This window comes from Halorhabdus sp. CBA1104, assembly GCF_009690625.1.
Classification (GTDB): Archaea; Halobacteriota; Halobacteria; order Halobacteriales; family Haloarculaceae; genus Halorhabdus.
Window position 1 is genome coordinate 2,460,865 of record NZ_CP033878.1, and the last position, 22,434, is coordinate 2,483,298.

General features: G+C 63.2%; 18 protein-coding genes and 1 tRNA gene. 6 read left to right on the forward strand and 13 right to left on the reverse strand.

What is annotated here, in order from left to right:
- Nucleotide 1: 1 nt before the first annotated feature.
- Entirely contained in the window at nt 2-1,231 is a 1,230-nt protein-coding gene (locus Hrd1104_RS12215; RefSeq protein ID WP_154553021.1) for an argininosuccinate synthase, read from the reverse strand.
- Between the two features lie 336 nt (nt 1,232-1,567).
- Here Hrd1104_RS12215 and Hrd1104_RS12220 point away from each other — a divergent pair, with 336 nt between their 5' ends.
- Nucleotides 1,568-1,747 carry a hypothetical protein gene (locus tag Hrd1104_RS12220; RefSeq protein WP_154553022.1) on the forward strand — a complete coding sequence of 60 codons (180 nt, stop codon included), beginning with the start codon at nt 1,568-1,570 and terminating at the stop codon, nt 1,745-1,747.
- Nucleotides 1,748-1,829: 82 nt separating this feature from the next.
- Nucleotides 1,830-2,333, forward strand: a complete 504-nt coding sequence (locus Hrd1104_RS12225; RefSeq protein ID WP_154553023.1) for a 2'-5' RNA ligase family protein — start codon at nt 1,830-1,832, stop codon at nt 2,331-2,333.
- 14 nt (nt 2,334-2,347) lie between these two features.
- Here Hrd1104_RS12225 and Hrd1104_RS12230 read toward each other — a convergent pair whose 3' ends face one another.
- Entirely contained in the window at nt 2,348-3,592 is a 1,245-nt protein-coding gene (locus Hrd1104_RS12230) for a CBS domain-containing protein (RefSeq protein WP_154553024.1), read from the reverse strand.
- A gap of 105 nt (nt 3,593-3,697) precedes the next feature.
- On the opposite strand from Hrd1104_RS12230, the gene Hrd1104_RS12235 reads away from it, so the two are divergent.
- Nucleotides 3,698-5,779 (forward strand): DEAD/DEAH box helicase, encoded by a 2,082-nt coding sequence (locus Hrd1104_RS12235; RefSeq protein WP_154553254.1) that lies wholly within the window; start codon nt 3,698-3,700, stop codon nt 5,777-5,779.
- Nucleotide 5,780: 1 nt separating this feature from the next.
- Here Hrd1104_RS12235 and Hrd1104_RS12240 read toward each other — a convergent pair whose 3' ends face one another.
- The 3 genes from Hrd1104_RS12240 to Hrd1104_RS12250 all read right to left on the reverse strand — a co-directional run bounded on the left by Hrd1104_RS12240 (nt 5,781) and on the right by Hrd1104_RS12250 (nt 10,321).
- The gene (locus Hrd1104_RS12240) at nt 5,781-6,689 is read right to left on the reverse strand and encodes a hypothetical protein (RefSeq protein WP_154553025.1); all 909 of its coding nucleotides are present in this window, start codon (nt 6,687-6,689) and stop codon (nt 5,781-5,783) included.
- A gap of 215 nt (nt 6,690-6,904) precedes the next feature.
- Nucleotides 6,905-8,599 (reverse strand): alpha-glucosidase, encoded by a 1,695-nt coding sequence (locus Hrd1104_RS12245; RefSeq protein ID WP_154553026.1) that lies wholly within the window; start codon nt 8,597-8,599, stop codon nt 6,905-6,907.
- A 3-nt stretch (nt 8,600-8,602) separates the two neighbouring features.
- On the reverse strand, nt 8,603-10,321 hold the full coding sequence (locus tag Hrd1104_RS12250; protein ID WP_154553027.1) for an alpha-glucosidase: 1,719 nt from the start codon (nt 10,319-10,321) through the stop codon (nt 8,603-8,605).
- Between the two features lie 226 nt (nt 10,322-10,547).
- Here Hrd1104_RS12250 and Hrd1104_RS12255 point away from each other — a divergent pair, with 226 nt between their 5' ends.
- The gene (locus Hrd1104_RS12255; RefSeq protein ID WP_154553028.1) at nt 10,548-11,606 is read left to right on the forward strand and encodes a TrmB family transcriptional regulator; all 1,059 of its coding nucleotides are present in this window, start codon (nt 10,548-10,550) and stop codon (nt 11,604-11,606) included.
- Nucleotides 11,607-12,084: 478 nt separating this feature from the next.
- Nucleotides 12,085-14,745 carry a glycoside hydrolase family 31 protein gene (locus Hrd1104_RS12260; protein WP_154553029.1) on the forward strand — a complete coding sequence of 887 codons (2,661 nt, stop codon included), beginning with the start codon at nt 12,085-12,087 and terminating at the stop codon, nt 14,743-14,745.
- A 24-nt stretch (nt 14,746-14,769) separates the two neighbouring features.
- On the opposite strand, the gene Hrd1104_RS12265 is transcribed toward Hrd1104_RS12260, so the two are convergent.
- Nucleotides 14,770-15,048 carry a pro-sigmaK processing inhibitor BofA family protein gene (locus tag Hrd1104_RS12265; protein WP_154553030.1) on the reverse strand — a complete coding sequence of 93 codons (279 nt, stop codon included), beginning with the start codon at nt 15,046-15,048 and terminating at the stop codon, nt 14,770-14,772.
- Nucleotides 15,049-15,130: 82 nt separating this feature from the next.
- Between Hrd1104_RS12265 and Hrd1104_RS12270 the strand changes: the two genes are divergently transcribed.
- A tRNA-Pro gene (locus tag Hrd1104_RS12270) sits at nt 15,131-15,203 on the forward strand.
- A gap of 464 nt (nt 15,204-15,667) precedes the next feature.
- Here Hrd1104_RS12270 and Hrd1104_RS12275 read toward each other — a convergent pair.
- From Hrd1104_RS12275 to Hrd1104_RS12305, 7 genes are all read right to left on the reverse strand, one after another.
- A complete protein-coding gene (locus tag Hrd1104_RS12275; protein ID WP_154553031.1) occupies nt 15,668-16,201 on the reverse strand; it encodes a molecular chaperone in 534 nt (177 codons plus the stop codon).
- Nucleotides 16,194-17,534, reverse strand: a complete 1,341-nt coding sequence (gene nrfD / locus Hrd1104_RS12280; RefSeq protein ID WP_154553032.1) for an NrfD/PsrC family molybdoenzyme membrane anchor subunit — start codon at nt 17,532-17,534, stop codon at nt 16,194-16,196. Before nrfD ends, Hrd1104_RS12275 begins: the two co-directional genes overlap by 8 nt.
- Complete coding sequence (dsrO, locus tag Hrd1104_RS12285; protein WP_154553033.1) at nt 17,531-18,280, reverse strand: sulfate reduction electron transfer complex DsrMKJOP subunit DsrO; 750 nt, start codon at nt 18,278-18,280, stop codon at nt 17,531-17,533. The genes nrfD and dsrO overlap by 4 nt, the downstream gene beginning before the upstream one ends.
- On the reverse strand, nt 18,277-20,748 hold the full coding sequence (locus Hrd1104_RS12290) for a molybdopterin-dependent oxidoreductase (RefSeq protein WP_154553034.1): 2,472 nt from the start codon (nt 20,746-20,748) through the stop codon (nt 18,277-18,279). Before Hrd1104_RS12290 ends, dsrO begins: the two co-directional genes overlap by 4 nt.
- Nucleotides 20,741-20,965: a 4Fe-4S ferredoxin N-terminal domain-containing protein gene (locus Hrd1104_RS12295; protein ID WP_154553255.1), complete on the reverse strand. Its 225-nt coding sequence runs from the start codon at nt 20,963-20,965 to the stop codon at nt 20,741-20,743. The genes Hrd1104_RS12290 and Hrd1104_RS12295 overlap by 8 nt, the downstream gene beginning before the upstream one ends.
- 131 nt (nt 20,966-21,096) lie before the next feature.
- Nucleotides 21,097-21,741: a helix-turn-helix domain-containing protein gene (locus Hrd1104_RS12300; RefSeq protein WP_154553035.1), complete on the reverse strand. Its 645-nt coding sequence runs from the start codon at nt 21,739-21,741 to the stop codon at nt 21,097-21,099.
- Nucleotides 21,742-21,961: 220 nt separating this feature from the next.
- Complete coding sequence (locus tag Hrd1104_RS12305) at nt 21,962-22,339, reverse strand: HAMP domain-containing sensor histidine kinase (RefSeq protein WP_229770487.1); 378 nt, start codon at nt 22,337-22,339, stop codon at nt 21,962-21,964.
- Nucleotides 22,340-22,434: the final 95 nt, after the last annotated feature.

Sequence of the window (22,434 nt, forward strand, 5' to 3'; positions counted from 1 at the left end):
CTCACTCCTCGTCGGCCAGAGACTCGGTGACCTCGCTGGCCAGGCGCGACTGGAACCCGTGGTACTTCGCGACGCCGGTGGCGTCGTCCTGTGTAATCCCGCCGGTGACGGCCTCCTCGTTGAACGAGGCCGCCGACTCGTTGTACACCGAGTACTCGGATTCACGCGAGACGGCCCGGCAGTGCCCGCCTTCGAGCTTGACCGTCACTGTCCCGGTCACGCGGGACTGCGTTTCGCCGATGAACCCTTCGAGGTCTTTCACGAGGGGTGCGTCGATCAGTCCCTCGTAGGCCTTCTCGGACCAGCGCTGGTCGATGGAGGTCTTGAACTGGCGTTCCTCGGCGGTGAGGACGAGCCCTTCCAGGGCCTCGTGGGCCGTCAGCAGCACCGTCGCCGCGGGGTGCTCGTAGTTCTCGCGGACCTTCAGGCCGAGCATCCGGTCTTCCATCATGTCCGTGCGGCCGACGCCGTGAGCGCCAGCGATCTCGTTGAGTTGTTCGATGAGTTCGACCGAGCCGAGTTCCTCGCCGTCGACGGCGACCGCAGTGCCGTCCTCGAAGGTGATCTCGACGAGTTCGGCCTCTTTCCCTGACGGATTGTCCGTCCAGAGGTAGATGTCGTCCTCGGGGATCGTTGCGGGGTCTTCGAGTTCCGAGCCCTCGATCGAGCGACTCCAGAGGTTCGTGTCGATGGAGTAGCGACCGCCGGCCCCGCCCTCGACGGGCAGACCCTTCTCCTCGGCGTACTCGTTTTCCCACTCGCGGGTGAGCCCGAGTTCGCGGATCGGCGCAATGACGTCCATGTCGGTGTCGCGCCAGACGGCCTCGAAGCGCAACTGATCGTTGCCCTTGCCAGTACAGCCGTGCGCGAGGGCACTACAGCCCTGCTCTCTGGCGACCGCGGCGATTCCCTCGGCGATGACCGGCCGTGCGAGGGCGGTTCCCAGCGGATAGCCCTGGTAGTCGGCGTTGGCCTCGACGGCGGACAGGCAGAGGTCGGCGAACTCCTCGCGGGCGTCGACGACGTAGTGGTCCAGGCCCAGTGCCTCGGCCGTCTCCTCGGCTTCGTCGAACTCGTAGTCGGGTTGGCCGACGTCGACCGTGACGCCGATGACGTCGTCGTAGCCGTATTCCTCTTTGAGTAGCGGTACGCAGACTGTGGTATCCAGCCCGCCCGAGAAGGCGAGTGCAACTGTGCCGTTTCCGTCCTGTTGTGTCGTGGAGTGTGTCATAGTGTCGTGACTGTCGGGTGAGAGATGACCGCCCCGGAACCCGACGGTGGGCGGCGATGAGAACGTTCGAACGCGTGAAAGGAGTAGTAGTGATGGGGCTAACGGCCCCGTCGTCGGCGTCGAAGAAGGGAGACAGACCCGCCGGTCACAACTGCGATCGACGCGGACCGGTGGATCGGCGTCATGTACCCCGGAATATCCGGCATGGAGTACAAATATCTTCCGGGTTTGTTCCTTGCGTGTTGATCTCTGTCGTGACTGCTGGGTCACGGTTCTGTGTCCTCGTGGTCGGCAACTGCCACAACACCTATGCTTCTCGCGTGTGGAGTTATTTACATGAATCTCGACGTCGAAGACCTCCTGAAGATCGTCCTCGCACTGGTAATCGTCTTGGTTGTCCTCGAAATCGTTGGCGAGGTCCTGGGGTGGATGGCGTGGCTTCTTGGCCCATTCCGGCCGCTGCTCGGGCTGATCATCGTCGTGTTGATCGTGCTGTGGCTTCTCGACCGGATCTGAGGGATCTCGCTCTTTCAGCGAGTGATCCGGACCTGTCTGATCGATCGGGGCGCTTATTCTGCTCGACCTCTCCACTCAAGACGTGTACAGTCTGAACGTCCCCGTTCCCTCGTCGGTTGCCCGACTGGCGAGTGAACTCGCCCGGGAAGTGCCACGGGCCCAGGAACGAACGCGCGGCGAGCACACGCTGGTGCTCAAGCGACTCGGGCAGGATCGATCGGTGCCGCGACTCCAGGCCCAGATCCGGGAGTATCTCGCTGGGCAGCCGCCATTCGAGGCACAAGTGACTGGTATCGATTACTTCGCCAACGCGACGAACGGCCCCTCGCCCGTCGTCTATCTCACCGTCGAGAGTCCCGAACTCCGGCGCGTTCACGCGAAACTCGTCGCGAAGTTCTCCCCGGTCGAAGGGATGGAAGGCGACGACTACTCCCCACACGTCACGATCGCCCGGGGCGGCGATCGGGCGACGACCACCGGACTGGCCGAGCGCTCGATCGAGCCGATCACCTGGACGGTCTCGCGACTGACCGTTCGTGACGCCCGACGCGGTGAGCCCGCAAGTAGTGTCTCTCTGCCAATCTGAGCCTCGCTGTCGGCTCAGTCCTCGAAGCGGCGGTCTTCTTTGGAGATGTCGTCGTCGGCATCTCGACCAGTCGTCGGGACCGTCCTATTCCCGAACGATCCGCCACCCACGAGTCGGTCGCGGCCACTCTGCTTGATGATATCCAGAGCGGTCATGAGGTCTGTCCGGGTGAGCAAGCCAGCGAACTCCCCGGCCTCCATGACCAACAGCCGCCCGATGTTGTTCTCTTGGAGGCGCGTCAGGGCCGCCATCGCGTCTTCGTCCGGGCCGATCGTCCGCAGATCGGTCGTCATCACGTCCGAAACGGTGAAGGCCTCGCGTTCGACTTCCCGGACGGCACGGGCGTCTTCTAAGGTCACCAGCCCGACGATCTCGTCGTTCTCGACGACGGGAAAGCCCGTGTGGCGTTCCCGGAACATGAGTTCCATCAACTCCGCGACCGACATGTCCGGATCGACCGACTGAACCCGATCGGCCGGCGTCATCACGTCTCGGACGGTCACGCCCTCGAAGGCGGCTTTCATCGTCGTCATCTGGGCTTCACTGGATGCGCCGATGTAAATGAAGAAGGCGATCGCGACCAGAAACAGGCCGCCGCCGCCGAACAGGCCGAACAACCCGAGCAGGAGGGCAAAGAGCTTCCCGACCTCGGCGGCGATCTGGGTCGCCCGGGCGAACGGGCGCGTCCGGGCGAGCAGCGCCCGGAGGACCCGTCCGCCGTCCATCGGGAAGCCGGGCAGCATGTTGAAGATCGCCAGGGCGACGTTCATCAGCGCGAAGTACCCAAGCAGGAACTTCACCGACGCGATCCCGACCGCCTCGCCCGTCGGCACGAGCCAGAAGCCGGCATACGAGATGCCAGCGAGGGCCACGCTGACGGCGGGGCCGGCGATCGCGATGAACAGTTCCTGTTTCCAGTCTTCGGGCATCTCCTCGAGCTGGGCGATCCCGCCAAAGAGCCACAACGTGATCGACGAGATCGGAAAGCCAAACCGCATTGCGACGACCGAGTGGCCCAGTTCGTGGAGGACGACGCAGGCAAACAGGCCGACGGCCGCAGTGATCCCCAGGACGTACGGGAACGCACCCGTCGACAGTGGCTCGATGGGGATGCCGGCCCCCCAGACCTCGTTCATGAGTTCGACCGACTGGCCGACCTGCGCGCCGATGATCCAGGCAAACAGCGGGAGTACCAGCAGGAACGTAACGTCCAGCTGTATCGGGATCCCGAAGGCGCTACCGATCCGGATGCGTCGCATGATCTCGTGTACTCTTGGCAGCGTCTTAAGGCTCCGTGTCACGGCATGGCGTCCCGGTCCGATCGGGTCCGAGTGAGTCAAGTGGATCCTGCTCTTATTGGCGGTGTGTCCCAGCAGCTTTCGGCCGTCGACACGCTATTCGTCCACGAAGACGGCGAGGACTTTCGGGTGGTCGTCCAGCAGGACGGACAGCGGGTACTTGGCGGTCGACTGGAGGTCAAAGAGACCTCGGCCGGTCCCCGCCCGGCCCGCCTTCGGGTCCAGCGGGGCAGCCAGGAGGATCTGCGCAGCCCCGACCAGTTCGTCGAACTGGCTCGCCGGGCCGACCGGATCCGCGTCTCCGAACAGACCTCCAGTCGTGGTCGACGGGTCGCCCGCGAGATGCTCGATGCCTACCAACTCGAAGCGAAGGTCGTCCGGACCTGTCGGTACTGTGCCTCCAGTGGCGAGTACGCGCCGATCACGAGCGAGACGGCGATCGCTGCCGACGGCGACGATATCTGTCCGGACTGTGCGATCGCGGAACTGGAGCGTGAACTCGCCTACCACGGCGACGTGACGGGTACTGCCCGCGATCGCCTCGAAGCGCTCTTGCTCGAAGTCCAGGATCTCGAACGCATCAAGAACCTCCTCTCTGGGGAACTCGATCCGGAACTCACGAAGTTCGACGAGATCAGCGCCACCGTCGAGGACGTCGATCTCGTCCCAACTGACTCGCTGAGCCTCCATCCGGGCATGCAACAGAAACTCGAATCCCAGTTCGAGGAACTTCTGCCGGTCCAGAGTCTGGCGGTCGAGCACGGCGTCACGGATGGACAGGACCAACTCGTGGTCTCGGCGACGGCGACCGGGAAGACGCTGATCGGCGAGATGGCCGGGATCGATCGGGTCCTCAACGGCAAGGGAAAGATGCTGTTTTTGGTCCCGCTCGTGGCGCTGGCAAACCAGAAATACCAGGACTTTCAAGAGGAGTACGGCGATCTCGTCGACGTGAGTCTCCGCGTTGGCTCCAGTCGTATCCGGGGTGAAGGTGGCGGGTTCGACCCGAGTGCGGACATCATCGTTGGTACCTACGAGGGAATCGATCATGCCCTGCGGGTCGGCCACGATCTCGGCGAGATCGGGACGGTCGTCATCGACGAGGTCCACACCCTCGGTGAGGGCGAGCGCGGCCACCGTCTGGACGGTCTCATTTCGCGGCTGAAGTACTACTGTGAGGAAGGCGGTGGGACGGCGGTCCGTGACGATCGGGGCGGGCAGACGAGTGCGCCCGGCAACACCCAGTGGATTTACCTCTCGGCGACCGTCGGCAATCCGGGCTCGCTGGCGGACTCCCTGGAGGCGCAACTCATCGAGTTCGAGGAACGGCCCGTGCCGATCGAACGGCACGTCACTTTCGCCGACGACTACGAGAAAGTCGATATCGAGAACAAACTCGTCAAGCGGGCTTTCGACACGAAATCCTCGAAGGGATATCGCGGCCAGACGATCATCTTCACCAACTCACGGCGGCGCTGTCACGAGATCTCTCGTCGACTGGAGTACTCCTCGGCTCCCTATCACGCCGGGCTGGACAACAGCCGCCGCGGCAAAGTCGAGTCGATGTTTGCCGACCAGGAACTGTCCGCCGTCGTCACGACGGCAGCGCTTGCGGCCGGCGTCGACTTCCCGGCCTCCCAGGTCATTTTCGACTCCCTGGCGATGGGCATCGAGTGGCTGACCGTCCAAGAGTTCTCTCAGATGCTCGGGCGGGCCGGCCGGCCCGATTACCACGACAAAGGGACGGTCTACCTGCTGGTCGAACCCGACGGCGTCTATCACAACAGCCAGGAAATGACCGAAGACGAGGTGGCATTCAAGCTCCTCAAAGGAGAGATGGAACCCGTCATGAATCGCTACGACGAGAGCGCAGCTGTCGAGGAGACGCTGGCGAACGTCGTCGTCGGCGGCAGTGCGACCAAGCGACTCAACGGTCGGATGCTCGGTGAGGTGCCGACCAAACACGCTCTTGGAAAGCTTCTGGAGTACGAGTTCATCGATGGCCTGGAGCCGACGCCGCTAGGACGGGCCGTGACGCGGCACTTCCTCTCGCCCGATCGGGCGTTCCTGCTACTGGACGGGATCCGCAAGGGAATGGACCCCTTCGAGATCGTCGCCGACGCGGAGTTGGCTGATGAACAGCGATGAGTCAGTAGCCCGCGCCTTCACCGAGGAAGGTGTCGGCTGCGTAGGCGGCTCCGAACGCCGCGATGCCGGACATCAGTCCGACGATGACGCTATTGATGATGAGATTGCCGAACTGGATCGAACTGAGGTTGTTGAGCGATCCTGACATCTCTGATGCTCCCGCGGGGAGACCGCCGAGACCGGCCGCGCTCGATCCCGCGGCCTCAGTGAATGCACTCAGTGACGGGACGATAAACGACGCCATGAGCGTCGTTACAAGGACGAACACGAATCCGCCCAGGAAGACACCGGCACCTGCCGTCATGCGACGGGTCTGTACGTCGTCGCTCATTCGGGTCGCCACGAACAGGCCGATCAATGGCGCGAGACCGAACGCGATGAAGGGGGCGATCTCGGCCGTCAGATATCCGATCGTCAGCTGGTGAGTCGTTCCCAGTGCTTGACCGACTTGCGGGCCGCTGGAGGTGCCCATCGCCGAAGCGGTACTTCCGGCCACCTCAACCGCTCCCGGGACGAACGAGAATCCGCCGATCATGCCCAGCAGGAACGTCATCGCGCCCAGTAGCACCGACGCGATCCCCATCGTTCCGACGATGCCTTTGAGATAGCGCTTGGGCTCGGGCCGTTGCAGGTCGTTCAACAGGCTCGAACCACCGTAGCCACCGCCTTGGGCGTATTGACCTTGTTGGGCGTACTGGCCGCCCTGGCCTTGCTGATCCTGGGCGTACTGGCCGCCCTGGCCTTGCTGACCCTGGGTGTGCTGGCTGCCCTGGCCCTGGGCCCCCGTGCCCCCCGCTTGCTGGCCGCCGGGAGCTCCACCCTGATTCGCTGGTTGTCCACCCGTATTCCCACGTGGTTGACTGTCCTGCTCGCTATTCTGCGTCTTGCGCGGATTGTTTTCATCCGTCATCAGCGCGTACTTGTCTCAGTCTACGCATAAATCTTTGACATTCCGAACGGCGGTTTCGCCGCCGCAAGTGCCGCGCCGCCAAGAGGGGACAATAATAGGGGGCGCCGCGACGGATGGTATGTCGTTTGTGACTATGGTGGACTGCCGTCCCGGCACCCGACAAACGGGGGCGCTTTTGAGAACGCGGCATGAGTGGACTACGTTCGGGAACGTTCTCAGAGCCTGTATATCGCTGCTTCGTAGGGGCGGAACGTCGTCCCGTCAGGGGTCGACGGAACGTCGGTGTAGTTTCCGGTAACGGCGTCAGCACCGTCGGTCGGGACCGGCGACTCGAAGGTGGCCGGTTCGGCCGACCAGTTGAGCACGATCAGTGCCGTCTCCTCGCTCAGTGTCCGCCTGTAGGCGTAGAGTTGCTCGTCTTCGGGGAGCAGTAGTTCGTAGTCGCCGTCGACGAGGACGGCCCACTCGTGGCGCAGGTCGATCAGTTCTCGGTAGTGGGCGAGCACCGAGTGTGTGTCGGCGCGTGCGGCCTCGACGTTGATCTCGGTGTAGCGCTCGTTGACTTTGAGCCAGGGGCTGCCGTCGGTGAAGCCGGCGTGTTTGCCGTCGGTCCACTGCATCGGCGTCCGGGCGTGGTCCCGGCTCCGCTCGTTGACGAACTGGCGGACCTCCTCGTGAGAATCGATGACGCCGGCTTCCTGGAGCGATTCGACCCGACCGATCGTCATTACGTCATCGATCTCGGCCAGATGCTGGAACTCGGCGTTGTGCATTCCGATCGCGTCGCCCTGATAGACGAACGGTGTGCCCCGCAGCGTCAACAGGAACGTGGCAAGCAGTGTCGCCGACTCGCGATGGTATCGTTCGTCGTCGCCGAATAGCGAAACGGCACGCGGCAGATCGTGATTACCGAGGAACGGTGCCGGCCAGGCGATCTCAGTTTGCTGTCGCGTCACGATGTCCTTCAAGGCCGTGAGGTCCCACTCGTCGCTCGCTTCCGGGTCGAAGAGGTCCTCGGGACTGTCTCCGATTCCGACGTGATCGAACTGGAACACCATCTCGAGGCCATTTGACTCACTGGCGACGTACTCGGCGGCCTGTTCGACGGTCGTGTGGCCCATCTCGGCGACAGTCATCACCCCGGCCTCGCCCAGTGTGCGCTCGGTGAGTTCTTCGAGATACGCGTCCAGGGTGGGGCCGTGGCTGTAGTGGGCGATCCCGGTCGGATCGGTGTCCGGATCGCCGTCCGGGAGGCCTTCGGGCTTCGAAATGTGTGAGGCCGCGTCGATCCGGAACCCGTCGGTCCCCTTCTCGCGCCACCAGCTGATCACGTCGGCGATCTCCCGGCGAACGTCGGGATTGCGCCAGTTGAGGTCGGGTTGGCTCTCGTCGAAGACGTGGAGATACCACGCTTCGCGCTGGTCGTCGTACGACCAGGCCGGCCCGCCGAAGATCGACTCCCAGTTGTTCGGGGGTTCCGCGGGGTCGCCTTCTCGCCAGATGTAGTAGTCGTCGTAGGGTTCCTCACCGGCTCGGGACCGCTGGAACCACGCGTGTTCGTCTGCGGTGTGGTTGATCACCAGGTCCATGATGAGGCGGATGTCCCGGTCGTGGAGGCACTCGACGAGGCGCTCCCAGTCTGCTAGCTCGCCGTACTGGTCGTCGATAGCGCGGTAGTCGCTGATGTCGTAGCCGTTGTCCTCGCCGGGCGATTCGTACACTGGAGACAGCCAGACGGCATCGACACCTAGCTCGTCGAGATACGCGACGTTCTCGACGATACCCGAGAGGTCGCCAACGCCGTCGCCGTCGCTGTCGTTGAAACTCCGTGGGTAGATCTGGTAGACGACGGCTTCGGTCCACCACTCACGATCGAGGCTGTCCTCGCTCGTCTCGACGTGCGTGTCCATGAGTCACCCCGTGAGATAGACGCGTGCCTCCCACGGCGAGAGTTCGAGTGTCGTCCCGAGGGTTTGGGGGGCGTCGTCGTTGGCGATCGCCAGTTCGAGCCCCGGATCGACGTGATCGGGGACGTCGATCGACCGCGATTCTCCGGACCAGTTGAGCACGATCAATCCGCGTTCGTCCCCGAGTGTCCGCGTGTACGCGAACACTGACGGGTGATCCGGATAGTGCAACTCGAAGTCCCCAAAGACGAGGACGTCGCGTTCCTCGCGCAGGGCGATCAGGTCCTGGTAGTATTGCCAGACGGAGGCCGGGTCCGTCCGCTCGCGCTCGGCGTTGACGCTCGTGTAGTTGGGGTTGAGCTTGATCCAGGGGTCGCCGTCGGTGAATCCAGCGTGTGTCCCGTCGGTCCACTGCATCGGCGTTCGGGCGGTATCCCGGCTGACCGCTTCGATCGCGTCCCGGACGTCCGCGTAGGACTCGGCGTCACCGGTAGCGATGGCCTCTTCGACGAAATTGATCGCCTCGACGTCGCGCAGTTCCTCGATCGATTCGAATGGGGTGTTCGTCATCCCGAGTTCCTCGCCCTGGTAGACGAACGGCGTCCCCTGTAGCGTGTGGGTGAACGTTCCAAGCAGTTTGGCGGACTTCCGGCGGTATTGGTCGTCGTCGCCGAACCGCGAGACCATGCGAGGCTGGTCGTGATTCGAGAGGTAGATGCTGTTCCAGCCGTCCTCGGCCAGCCCAGTCTGCCAGCGCTCGATGATTTCTTTGAACGCCGGCAGATGCCACTCGCCGGCCTCCCACTTGCTGTCGCCGTCGCCGACGCTGACGTGTTCGAACTGGAAGACCATCGAGAGGCCGTCGCCGTCCTCGCCGACGAACTCCTGGGCGTCCTCGACGGAGACGCCGGGGGTTTCCCCGACAGTCATAATCTCTCGGTCGACCGTTTCGACCGTCTCGGCCATCATTTCCGAGAGGTAGTCGTGGATCTTCGGGCCGTTCATGAAGTGTTCGGCCCCGGTCAGCCCTCCGTCGGGATCGCCGTCCGGGAGCCCCTCGGGTTTCGAGAGGAGATTGATGACGTCCATCCGGAACCCATCGATCCCTTTCTGTAGCCACCAGCGCATCATCTCGTAGACTGCCTCCCGGACTGCCGGATTGCGCCAGTTGAGATCGGGCTGTTTCTCGTCGAAGAGGTGGAGATACCACGCCTCGCGGGTCTCGTCGTAGGACCAGGCGGAGCCGCCAAAAAAGGAGTCCCAGTTGTTCGGTGGTTCCGCGGGATCGCCCTCTCGCCAGTAGTAGAACTCGTCGTAGGGTTCCTCACCGGCTCGGGAGCGCTGGAACCACTCGTGTTCGTCCGAGGTGTGATTGACGACCAGATCCATGATGAGGCGCATGTCTCGGTCGTGCAACGCTGCGAGCAGCTCTTCCCAGTCTGCTAGCTCGCCGTATTGGTCGTCGATAGCGCGGTAGTCGCTGATGTCGTAGCCGTTGTCCGCCTGCGGTGACGCATAGACTGGGGACAGCCAGACGGCATCGACACCCAGCTCGTCGAGATACGGGACGTTCTCGATCATCCCGGGAATGTCGCCGATGCCATCCCCGTCGCTGTCGTTGAAACTCCGTGGGTAGATCTGGTAGATGTCCGCCCGTTTCCACCACGCTCGTGGCTGTTCTGTCGACCCATCGGCCCCGTCTGCCGGCTCGTTCGGGTTACTCATGTCCGTTTGGACACCACTCGTCGCACGCTCTTAACGTTATCTAAATTTGCGAAGAACATATACTACAACTCTATGGGTCGGTGGGCAATCTCACGTCCCGTCCAGTCGGGCCATCGGTTCGATCGTCGCTCTTCTCGCCACTGGCCGGGCGGCGACGGGCAGGCCTTCGTCTCCCGGCCGTCGTGGATGGGTAACGTATTCAAGGCAACCCGCAGAATGTGAGACGATGAGCGAGCGATCAGACGGCCGTGACCGGGAGATTCGGGAGGAACTCGCCGTCTTTGGCTTCTCGGACACGGAAATCGACGCGTACCTTGCGATATTGGCCCACGACGAGGCGACGACGCGAACGATCGCCGAGGCGGCCGACGTGACCCAGCGAGCGGTCTACAACATCGCCGAACGGCTGGCCGATCGTGGGTTGGTCCGGGTCAAAGAGCACGCATCACCGACGACAATCAGTGCCGTGCCCCCCGACGATGCGATCGAGAACCTCACCACCCGGCTCGAATCGATCCGACCCCAACTGGCTGCAACGTACGACGAAACGGCAGAGACCTCTCCGGACATCCGGATCATCAAATCGAGAGAGACAGCGCTGAAACGCCTGCGCCAGGCCATCGAGTTAGCCGACCACGAGATCGTCATTTCGATCCCCCAAGCGATCTATCCCGAGATCGAATCCGCGCTTCAGGCCGCAAACGAGCGGGGGGTGCTCGTGTTGCTGTTGCTCGGGGACTACGAGGGCGACACCGATCCGGCACCGTTCGAACCTGTCGCCGACGTCGTTCGGTACTGGGACGAGCACCTGCCCTTTCTGTACGCCGTCGACAACTACCGTGAGGGGATGGTCGGCGAAGCGCCGGTCCTCGCTGGACCTCACCACGACGGCTATGCCGTCTACGTCACCGAAGCGTTCCTGACGAGTACCATCTTCAGCATGTTCATCGCGACGTACTGGCCTGCCGCCAAGGAACTGTCCGTCACCTCGCCCGATCCACTGCCCGAGACCTTCGAGTGGTTCCGCCACGCTGTCCTCCAGGCTGCGTTGTCCGACGCCGAGAGCACGACGCTTCGGGCCGAGGTCGAGACGGCAAGCGACGAACGCTTGACCGGCCGGATCACCGAGGTCGTCCAGCAACTCATCGAACCCCGGAGTGAGACTTTTTCCTTACAGCACTCTCTGTGCCTCGAGACGGCCGACGGGCCAGTCACCGTCGGCGGACACGACTCGTTCTTAGAGGGGTACGAAGCCGAATCAGTTCGGCTGCTCTCGGAAGAGTGACCGTCTGGTCTGTCCTGCTCGTTGCCGGCCCCCTGTTCGACGTGCAACCGTGTTGCTTGAGTGGCTGTTCGTGATCGGCTCCGCTCTTCGATCGTGTACGCATTTTCGGTCAGTACCGTGTCTCGCTTCGCTGGGTACTGTTTCGGCCAGGGACGGCGTTGGACGCCCGCTAAGAGCTTTGAAGAATACATTCTCCCAGAAGTTTTATTATTGCCGTTCCGTCATAGTAAATTGATGCCTAGTCCCCCGCCGACGAGGTGTGTCTCGCCTATGCGGGACTCCCGTGGGTTGGGAACGGCGACCAACCAACGATGGGTCGCCGGACGACACCGGCCCGGCTGTCTCCCTCGACGGTTGCAACCGGGGCTCGATCGACGACGAGGCCCCGAAATCGGTGGTCGGCCCCCTCTCGACGTGGCTTGCCCAACGAGCACCTCCGGTCTGCGGGCGCCTCCCCGCCCTCCACTACCCAGTAGTTATGCATCTGTCCAATCGACACGTTCCGGATTTCGAACCGCACGCACAGCCAGACGCCATCGTTTCGGCTCCCAACTGCCGGATTACGGTCCTCTCGCCCCGGGTTCTCCGGCTGGAGTACGATCCGACCGAGACCTTCGAGGACCGGCCGAGCCAACTGGTGTGGTATCGCGACCAGCCGGTTCCCGACTTCGAGGTAACCCGGACCGGCGAGTCTCTGGTCGTCGAGACCGACGCCCTGGAACTCGAGTACGACCACACTGGCGATGGATTCAGCGCCGAAACACTGTCGATCGAACTCGCCGACGGCACTGAGTGGGTTTACGGTGCGGACAACGACGGCAACCTGAACGGATCGTTGCGGACCGTAGACGAGGTCGACGGGTCGGCCCCGCTCGAAGACGGGCTGGTGTCCCGTGACGGGTGGGCGGTCGTCGAGGACACCGACCGGCTGGTCTTTGGCGACGACGGCTGGGTCCAGCCCCGCGAGGCGGCCGACGGCTACGAAGACCTGTACTTTTTCGGCGACGGGCAGGACTACCAGACTCGCTTAGCAGACTTCCGGGCGATCACCGGCGAGGTGCCGATGGTGCCCCGCTGGGCGCTTGGCAACTGGTGGAGTCGCTACTGGGAGTACTCCCAGGACGAACTCCGCGAGGTTGTCGAGGGCTTCCTCGATCGGGATATCCCCTTGTCGGTCGCCGTGATCGACATGGACTGGCACGTCGTCGACAACGCACACCACGATGGCTGGACCGGCTGGACCTGGAACGACGAGTACTTCCCCGATCCCTCCAGGTTCATCGACTGGCTCCACGACAACGACATCAAGACGACGCTCAACCTCCATCCTGCGGAGGGTGTTCATCCTCACGAGGCTCAGTACGAGGACTTTGCCGACTTCATGGGGATCGACCCGGCGAGTGAGGAGCCAGTCGAGTTCGACGCGAGCGATCCGCAGTTCCTCCGTGGCTACTTCGAGCACTTGATCGACCCCATGGAGGACGAGGAGGGCGTCGACTTCTGGTGGATCGACTGGCAACAATGGGACGAGTCACCCGAGATGGAGGGACTCGACCCGCTGTGGGCGCTAAATCACTTGCACTCGCTCGATCGGACCCGCGACGGGAAACGGCCGTTCATCTTCTCGCGGTGGCCCGGCCTCGGCGGCCACCGCTACCCGATCGGCTTCTCCGGTGACGCCTACATCTCCTGGGAGTCCCTGCGGTTCCAGCCCCACCTGACGGCCACCTCGGCCAACGTCGGATACGGCTGGTGGAGTCACGACATCGGCGGCCACATGGGCGGGGAGGGCGACCCGCGCGACTTTGCGGAACTGTACGCCCGCTGGACGCAGTTCGGTGCCCTCTCGCCGATCAATCGCATCCACACCACCAAACACCGCTTTATTGATAAGCGTCCGTGGGCCTTCGATGGCACGATCTCGGAGAGCCTCGAAGACGCCCTGACGCTGCGTCACGAGTTGCTCCCCTACATCTACACGATGGCGTGGCGCGATCACACCGAGAGCGTCCCGCTCGTCCGGCCGATGTACTACCACCATCCCGACGCCGAGGCGGCCTACGAGACCGTCCACCAGTACTACTTCGGGAGCGAACTGCTCGCTGCGCCCCACCTCAGCGAGCGCGACGATGAGACCAATCTGGCCCGGCGGTCGGTCTGGCTGCCCGAGGGTGAGTGGTTCGACTTCACGTCCGGCCAGTACCACGATGGCGGCCGGTGGCTCGCCCGCTACGGGGATCTCGACGATCTGCCGGTGTACGCCAAAGCGGGGGCGATCGTGCCCATGGATCCCGACGCGCGTCAGGATGTCGCCAATCCCGACCGACTGCGCGTCGTCGCGTTCCCTGGCGCGGACAACGAGTTTACGCTCTACGAGGACGACGGCACTACGATGGCCCACCGTGACGGTGCCTCCGCAACCACGACCCTGACACAGACGTTCGATGGCGACAGCCTGACCTTCGAGATCGAACCCGCGGCCGGTGACCGCTCGTTCATTCCCGACGAGCGCACCTACGACCTCCACCTCCGGGGCGTCAGCGAACCGACGGACGTGAGGGTCGATGCACCGGTCGACTTCGAGGTGACCTACCGTGAGTCGGACGCTACGCTGGTGGTGGCGTTCGACGCGATGGCCGTCAGCGAGGGCCTGTCAGTCACCCTCGATACCGACGCCGACTCGCTGGTCTCTCGACAGGACCACACCCGCGAGCGCATCGAGGACCTCCTGTGGTCGTTCAAGACTCACGTCGCCGTCAAGGAGGCGATATTGGAGGACTTCGAGCCCGATTCGATCGCATGGCTGGCCGAGTACTCCGGGCCACTCACGACTGCCCAGATGCGGGCGCTCGTCGAGACGATCACCGGCGCCGGGGCGGCCCGGCTCGACCACGATGGCGCGGAGCGACTGGTCGTCTGGAATCCCGACGACGCATCTGTCTCCTATCGATTTACGACCTGGGACTGGCAGGACGAACCGTTCCTCTTCGATGCTGGCTCGGCCGAGTCCGGGACCGTCCCGGACTGGACTGCCTTCGACGTGAGTGGTAGTGCGGTCGACGGGCGTCTCGAACTCACTTACGGCGACACGTTCACGATGGCTGTCGAGAGTGACGCGCCGGACGAACCGGCTCACTGACCCTGGCTTCGTTTCGAACCCGCTCTAGAGCACAAAGACGATCGCGCCGGGTACGAACGCGACTTCGAGGATCGATAGCAAGATCACCAGGACTGCGCCCGGCACACCGCCGACGGCGACGACCAACACCGCCAGCGGGCTGATCGCTACTTCGAGTCCGACCAGCAGATCGGCGAGCAAGAACACGAGCAGTCCCAGGATGGCGTTCCAGATGAACGGCTTGACCGCTTTGACGATCCAATACGCGCCGAAGACGACCGCTAAGACGACTAGGAGGGCACCGATTTCGAGTAGTGCGACCATACGACAACTTCGCGACACCCTCGTATGTGCTTTCTGGCCAGAACGAAACGCTTTAGATCGCCTCGCTGCAAACGGGTAATGCGGGACCGTGGGGTAGCTTGGTATCCTTGCGGCCTTGGGTGCCGTTGACCGCGGTTCAAATCCGCGCGGTCCCACTGTACCACCGTTTTCCTGGTCGGGTACGCCGTAGGCACACCTCTCCTTGCAACAAGCTGGCCCAAAAATAGCTACTGGCTCGCTGCGCTCGCCAGTAGCCAACCCCCTCGCCACGGCGAGTGCCTCGATTATTCGCTCGCAACTGTCTGCATGCCGAGGTGGCCGTTCGGTGCCACGACGACACCAGGTCGGCCGTCCGGTGAGTCGACGCCCTCGGTAGCGGGGTAGCGATCAGAGGTGCCACGGGCGTTCGGCTTCGCGAGTCTATCGGGATCGGCGGTCTGGATACTTCGGTTCTGATCAGTGACCTTTGGGGCCGTCCCTGCCTGGGGTTCACCCAGTCGGTCTTCACACGGTCACGTCGGTTTACCGGGCCGACGAACCGAGGCGGACAAAGCGCCATCTCGCGGCGTTAAGATTGTACTGGGGGTGAGACACACCTTACGAAAGGTGGGATCGAAAATTATCGCACGACGGCGGCGGTCGCGTCCGCGAGCTCGGCGTAGAACGGCTCGCGTGTCTCTGCCCGAACTCCATCCAAGAACGTCTCGAACCACTGCCGGGGATGTTCATCCAGGAACTGTTCACAGGTTTCCCGAGAGGCGACCGCCGACAGATGGCCCGCGAATTCGAGTTCGGTCGCGATGTGATCGGGGAGATCCGACCACTCCGGATCGAGCCCGAGGCCGTACTCGTCGTACCAGTCGACGACCGCTCGCGTCGACGGGCCGAGGACGTTCCCGGCGGTGTCGCCATCGCCATCGCGATAGATGCTCTCGTAGGGCGGACACGGCGGGCTGTCCGGTCCGACAAACAGGCGGGCGTGTTCGGTCCGCAACGCCGTCAAGTCGAGTGTCTCGCGTTCGGAGACGACACCGGCGAGTGCCCCCGACTCGATGGCGGTCCGGAGCTGTTCGTCCGGTTGGCGCCAGCATCGCGCTAACACTGCATAGCCCTGGGCGGCTGTCGCCTCTCCGCCTGCGGTGGCGTCACTCATCGCTGCCACCGTCTGGTCGAATCGTTCCGCCGTCTGCGGTCGCGGTGTCACCGGTCGGGTTCGTCCGTGTGCCATCCCCGAGTGCCGAGCTCGGGAACACCGGGAAGTACCGCAGGCCGAGAGTGAGGATCAACGCCCCGAGGGCGACTAGCCCGAGCGAGATCAGCAACTCGATCGCCGTCGGCGTGTAGGTGCCGACCGTCGCCCAGATGTTCGAGCCGACGCCGCTGTATCCGGTCCCGGTCGTGACGCCGGGAGCCGCCCCGATGTTGAGATCGTTGTAGCCGGTGAAGATGAGGTTCACGCCCTCGAAGAGGATACCGAGGATCGCGAACACGCTGGCAGTGAACACAGCCCAGGTCCGTGTTCGGAGCGCCGGAACGACCAGCAACGCCAGCGGGACCACCCCGCCGACGACGGTCCACAGCCAGAACGACACCGTATCGCCGACGAGAAAGCCACTGGTGATCGCCCAGAAATCGAAGTTCGCGGCCCAGGCGTGGGGCAGCCGCTCGGCACCGACGAGATACACGATGTGCACCGCGACGAACACGCCAAGCACTTTCCCGAGTTCCGGCACCAGCTCCTTCGACAGTTCGAATCGCGTGAACTTATCGGCGAGTATCGCGACCACGAGCACCAGTGCCAGCCCCGAGACCAGTGCCTTCATGATGAACATGGGGGCCACCAGCGGGCTGAACCAGCTCCCACGGCCGATCTGTAGCGCGAAGATCCAACCGGTCACCGAGTGCAATGCGACCGCAAGCGGGATCGCGATTGCTGCTGCCCAAAACGACAGTTTCCGATCGCGTTGTCGGCCGGCCGCCGTATCCTGGACGCCAAAGGCCAGTCGCGACCCGCGAGCGGCCAGGTCACGCCGGGTCAGCAGCCAGAAGTACACGGCACAGAACAGGCCATATAGCACCACGATCCCGAAGTCCCACACCATCGGCGATCGGAAGTCCGGCGAGAGGAAGAACCCGACGACCCGGCTTGGGCGACCAAGATCGGGCAAGATTAGCAGTCCTGCGACCACGATGCAGGCAAAGCTGACCAGCACGCCGAGTGCCGCGATCGAGTCGTACCGGTCTGAGTGAAAGAACTTCGGGACACTAGAGATGATCAACCCGCCAGCCGACAGGCCAACGAAGAAGACGAACAACATGATGTACAGCCCCCACGAGAAGACGTTGTCCATCCCCGTGACGATTAGCCCTTCGCTGAGCTGGTAGGCCCAAGCCGCCAGCCCCGCGAGGACGAGCACGCTCAATGCACCGATCCAGGCCTTCCCACGGGTCCCGAACGCGCCGGATTGGGCGGCCGCGTTGCTCATCTGTCTTCACCTCCGTCGGTCGCTGGCACCCCAGGCTTGGCGTTGCGACGCTTTGGCGGGTCGTCGAGTTCGGACTCCATCTCGTTGCCGAGATGGTTCCGTCCGGGGCTCATCTCCCCGCGAATGTAGTAGGTACTGGGGTCCGTTTCGAGGTCTTCGAGCAACTGCGTGGTTTCGTACTGTTTGACGTACCGCGAGACGGCACTGTCTGGGTCGTCGAAGTCGCCGAAGATCCGTGCACTCGACGGGCACGCGATCGTACACGCCGGATCGAGGCCCTCCTCCAGGCGGTGGCTACAGAACGTACACTTCTCGACGACGCCCCGTTCGCGTTGCTCGACGTTGCCGGTCCCGTCGGGTGGTGTCGTCTCGGGTTCGTCGTAATTGAACACTCGCGCGTTGTACGGACAGGCTGCCATACAATATCGACAGCCCATGCACTTCTCGTAGTCAATCTCGACGATGCCGTCTTCACGCGTGTACGTGGCGTTGACCGGGCAGACCTTCACGCAGGGCGCGTTCTCACAGTGCTGGCAGGCCGTCGGCTGATACTCCATCGACAGCGTTCCGTCCCCGCCATCGACTGGATACTCGCCTGCCGGCGTGTCGATGTTGTCGCCACCCGTGGTGAGGATCCGGTTCCAGGCCTGGCCCGTGCTGACGTTGTTCTCGTCTTTACACGCCACTGCACAGGAGTGACAGCCGATACACCGCTCTTGATCGATCACCATTCCGTAGTTGGTCATGCTGTATCACCGCCGTGTTGCAGTTCGTCGATCCACTCTGTCTCGGCCGGGTCGTCGTACTTGCTCGTATCGAGGTCGTCCGGGGCCGGTTCGATCTCGACACGCGTATCGTAGAACGCGAAGTTCTCGATCGTCTCACTGACGTCCGTGTGTGTCAGGTTGTTGTGGTGGCCGGCGATGTAGTGATCGCCCCACCATCCCTGGTCAGTGTTGACGTGGCCGGGCCGGTAGGCGTTGTTGTACTTCGCCTTGACGATCATCTCGCCGCGGTCGTTGTACACTCGGACGTACTCGCCGTCCTCGATGCCGCGTTCTTTGGCGTCCTGTGGGTTGATGTCGATCCGCGGTTCCGGGTTGATCTCCCGCATCAGCGGGTTCTCGGCCCACTGTGAGTGGATCCGCCACTTCGAGTGGCCCTGCATGAACAACAGCGGGTACTCCTCGGCCAGCTCGTGATCGTCGGCTGTTCGATCCTCCAGCGGAACTGGGAGTTCGAGGGAGACGCCATCTTCGGTGGGCGCGTCTTCGTCGTAAATTTCGAGCCGCCCGGAGGGGGTGTTGAACTCGTCGGTGAAGATGACCTCGTCGGTTTCGAGGTGGATCGTCCCTTTCTCGCGGATCTCCTCGAACGTGAACCGGTCTTCGGCCTCCAGGATCGTCCGGAGTAACGCCGTGCGATCGCGTTCGAAGTGCTCGCCGTACCCGAGTCGATCGGCCAGTTCCGCGATCATCCAGTGGTCGGATTTCGATTCCCACAGCGGCTCGTGGACCGGTTCGCGGTACATGGCGTGGGGGTGTTCGCCGGCCCCCGTGATGTCCTCCCGTTCGGTCCAGTGTGAGGCGGGCAAGACGATATCGGCGTGCTGGACGGTCGGTGTGTGGTGGATATCAGCCACCGTGACGAGATCCAGATTCGACAGCGCATCGATCCACTGCTGGCGGTCGGGAAGCTGGTTGGCCACGAAGTTCGAGGACTGGGTGTACATCATTTTCAGCGGCGGGTCGGCGTCACCCTGCAGCGCCGAGAGAATCCCCTTCTGTTGGAACCGCCGCACTCCTGGGCTTCCCTCGACGGTCCCGTAATCGCTGCTGTAACCGGAGCCGGCGAATCGGCCGCCGGTGACACAGCCACTCCGGCCGTAATCGCCAGTGAGCGCAAGGAGGATCGCGTACGCCTGGCCGAAGACGTGACCGTAGACGTACCGGTCGACGCCGAGGCCCGTCATCACGCCGCCGGGTCCCCGCGTTGCGAGCCAGCGAACCGCTTGCCGGATGTTTTCGGCCTCGACGCCGACGGTCTCTTCGATGTCCTCCGGTGCGTAATCGGACGCAGCCGCATCGAGTTCCGTCAGCGCTGTCCGGACTTCGTGGCCACCGATGTCGAAGGTGCCACGCAGTGCGTACTCGCCGTACGTTTCCGGTTCGAGTGCCACCGCCTGACTGGCCGCCTCGTCGTAGGCGACCGGTGTCTCGTCGTCACCGTCCGCAAAGACGTCTCCCGTCTTGAGGAGATCGCCGTTGTCGGTTCTGACGAGGGCCGGCGCGAGTGTCCGTTCTCGTAAGAATTCGGTGTCTTCCAGTCCCTCCTCGAGGACGGTGTGGATCATCCCCATCGCGAGGTGGATGTCCTTGCCGGGTTTGACCGGCAACCAGAGGTCCGACTTCGCTGTCGTCTGGTTGTACACCGGATCGATACCGACGATCTTCGTTCCACCCTCGATGGCATCGAGCAGGAACCGTGCGTCGGGATTGAGGCGGCTTCTGAAGACGTTGCCACCCCAAATGAGGATCGTGTCGGCGTTCTTGATGTCGGTCCGCATGTTCGTCGGGGTGTTGAAGTACCCCGAGCCGGTGATCCGCCGGAAGCCGAGACCGACGTTGATGTCGATCGACCAGGACATCATCGTCCCGCCGAAAAGGTTCGCCAGACGGCTATAAACCGTCCCGTTGATGCCGCTACCGCCTGATCCGAGTTCGAAGTAGACACTCTCGGGACCGTACTCTTTGCGGATGCGTTGCATCTCGTCGGCGACGTAATCGAGGGCCTCGGACCACTCGATGCGCTCGAAGTCGGCGTCCGGTCCCCGTCCCTGGGGGTTCGGGGTCTCGGGCGACCAGTCGCTTCGCTTCATCGGATACTTCAGCCGGTTGGGATTGTACGTCCGGTGCATGTGGGTCTGTCCCAGCGTACAGGCTCGTCGGAACTCCTCGCGGTCGGGAATCGCCGGCTCGACTTTCCGGATCTGCCCGTCCCGGACGTGAATGTCGAGGGGACAGTGACCTCGACAGTTGGGCGAACAGTAGCCGTGGACGACCGTGTTCTCCTGGAGGAAGCTCTCGACGTCGTTGACCCCTGAATCGTCGCTCAACGACTGGAGGACCTGCGAACCGCCGAGGCCGAGGACGCCTGCGGCCCCTCCAGCACTGAGCAGGACGTTCCGGCGCGTGACGCCGTCGTGTTCACTCATCGAATCCCTCCGGCTTCGTCGGTCGGTTATCGACGCCGAACTCCTCGAGAACGGCGTCGTGATACTTCTCGTGGAAGTCCGACTCGGACATCTCACCGATGCTGACTCGGACTGCGTCCCGCCCCATTTGCTTGCCCAATTCCGTACTGTGGGCACTCTCGTCGAGGGTTGCCTCGACTGACTGTTCCCAGTTGTCCCCGTTGAGATACCGCTCCATCTCGTCGTGTGTGTCGGTCGTATCAGTCACTTCGAGCCACCACGACTGTACCCACGTTCTCCCCCTCCAACCTACTGTCCGGACACAATTGAGGTCTTTATATACACCCCGGACACCCGGCCACCAGCGGGCTAGGGTTCGTCGCTGAATAGATCGCGCATGATCTTTGCTTCCGCCGCCGAAAGCCGCTTCGAGAGGGCCGACTTCGAGATACCGATTTCGTCGGCCAACTCCTCGAAATCGATCGACCGCGGTCGATCGTAGTAGCCGGCGACGATCGCCCAGTCGATCGTTTCACGCTCTGTCTCGGTCAGATTGTCGAGATCGACGAGCTCAGAGCGACGGTCGCCAGGCCCACCCCTGACCAGTTGTTGCAAGCGGACACTCTCTGCGATCTCTCTTATGTCCGTGACGACTTCCCGTAAGGTCTCTTTGTCGGGCGGGTTCGTCCGCACGACGACCGACTGTTCGCCCAGTACCTGCAGGGAGGGGTTACAGCCGTGAGACGCCACGATCCGACAGACACACTCTCCGTCGACCGTCGTCCGTCGGTAGTGGACTGCGGCGTCCTCGATGCTCCCACACGAGGTGACGTGGCAGGTATCGTCGATTATGTGGTGGTCGAGTGGTGGGGTACTGTCACCGGTGTCGACCGCAGGACAGGCACAGTCGGCGCCCTCGACTTTTAGGACGGCAGTCAGCGGGCGTCGGGAATCGAATCCTGGTCTCTCCTCGTCGTCGATTGCATCGACTGCAGGACTCGATCGGGGACTCATACGTGATGATCCATACCGGAATGCCCTGAATCTATTGCCGATTATTTCGGAATGAGAACGCGTGTTGACCGATTGTACGGTTCGACATCGGAGGCGCGACCGATAGCGTGCTCTTTGACCGCACGCGTGGGACGCGTGCCCTCCGTCTGAGAGTGTGATCTCCCCCCCCTCGAATGCGGTTCACCGACCCGCTTTCCTGTGACGATCAGCCTGCCGTCGATCAGTCGACAAACTCGACGCCCGTGATCTCGAATCGCGCCCCGCCCGCTTGGCTCTCGGTCACGCGGATCGCCCAGCCGTGAGCTTCGGCGACGCGCCTGGCGATACTCAGACCGAACCCGGTCCCGTTGTCCTGGGTCGAATAGCTGGTCTCGAAGACCGCCTCACGCTCGCCTGGCGGAATCCCTGGCCCGTCGTCTTCGACGTAGAAGCCGCCGTCGAGTGGGCCGATCCGGACGGTTACCGCGGGGGTATCGTCGCCGTCTCTGGCCACCGTCCCGGCCGGGTCAGCGCCGTGCTCTATGGCGTTCCGGATCAGATTTTCCAGCAGCTGTCGCAGTCGGTTCCGGTCTGCGGTGACCGACCGATCGATCGACACGCGGAGTCGCGCGCCAGGGGTGTCGACCGTCTGCCAGCAGTTCTCGATCAGCGATCGTCGGGCGTGCCGGTGTCGGCCTGGCGTGGTTTCGCCGT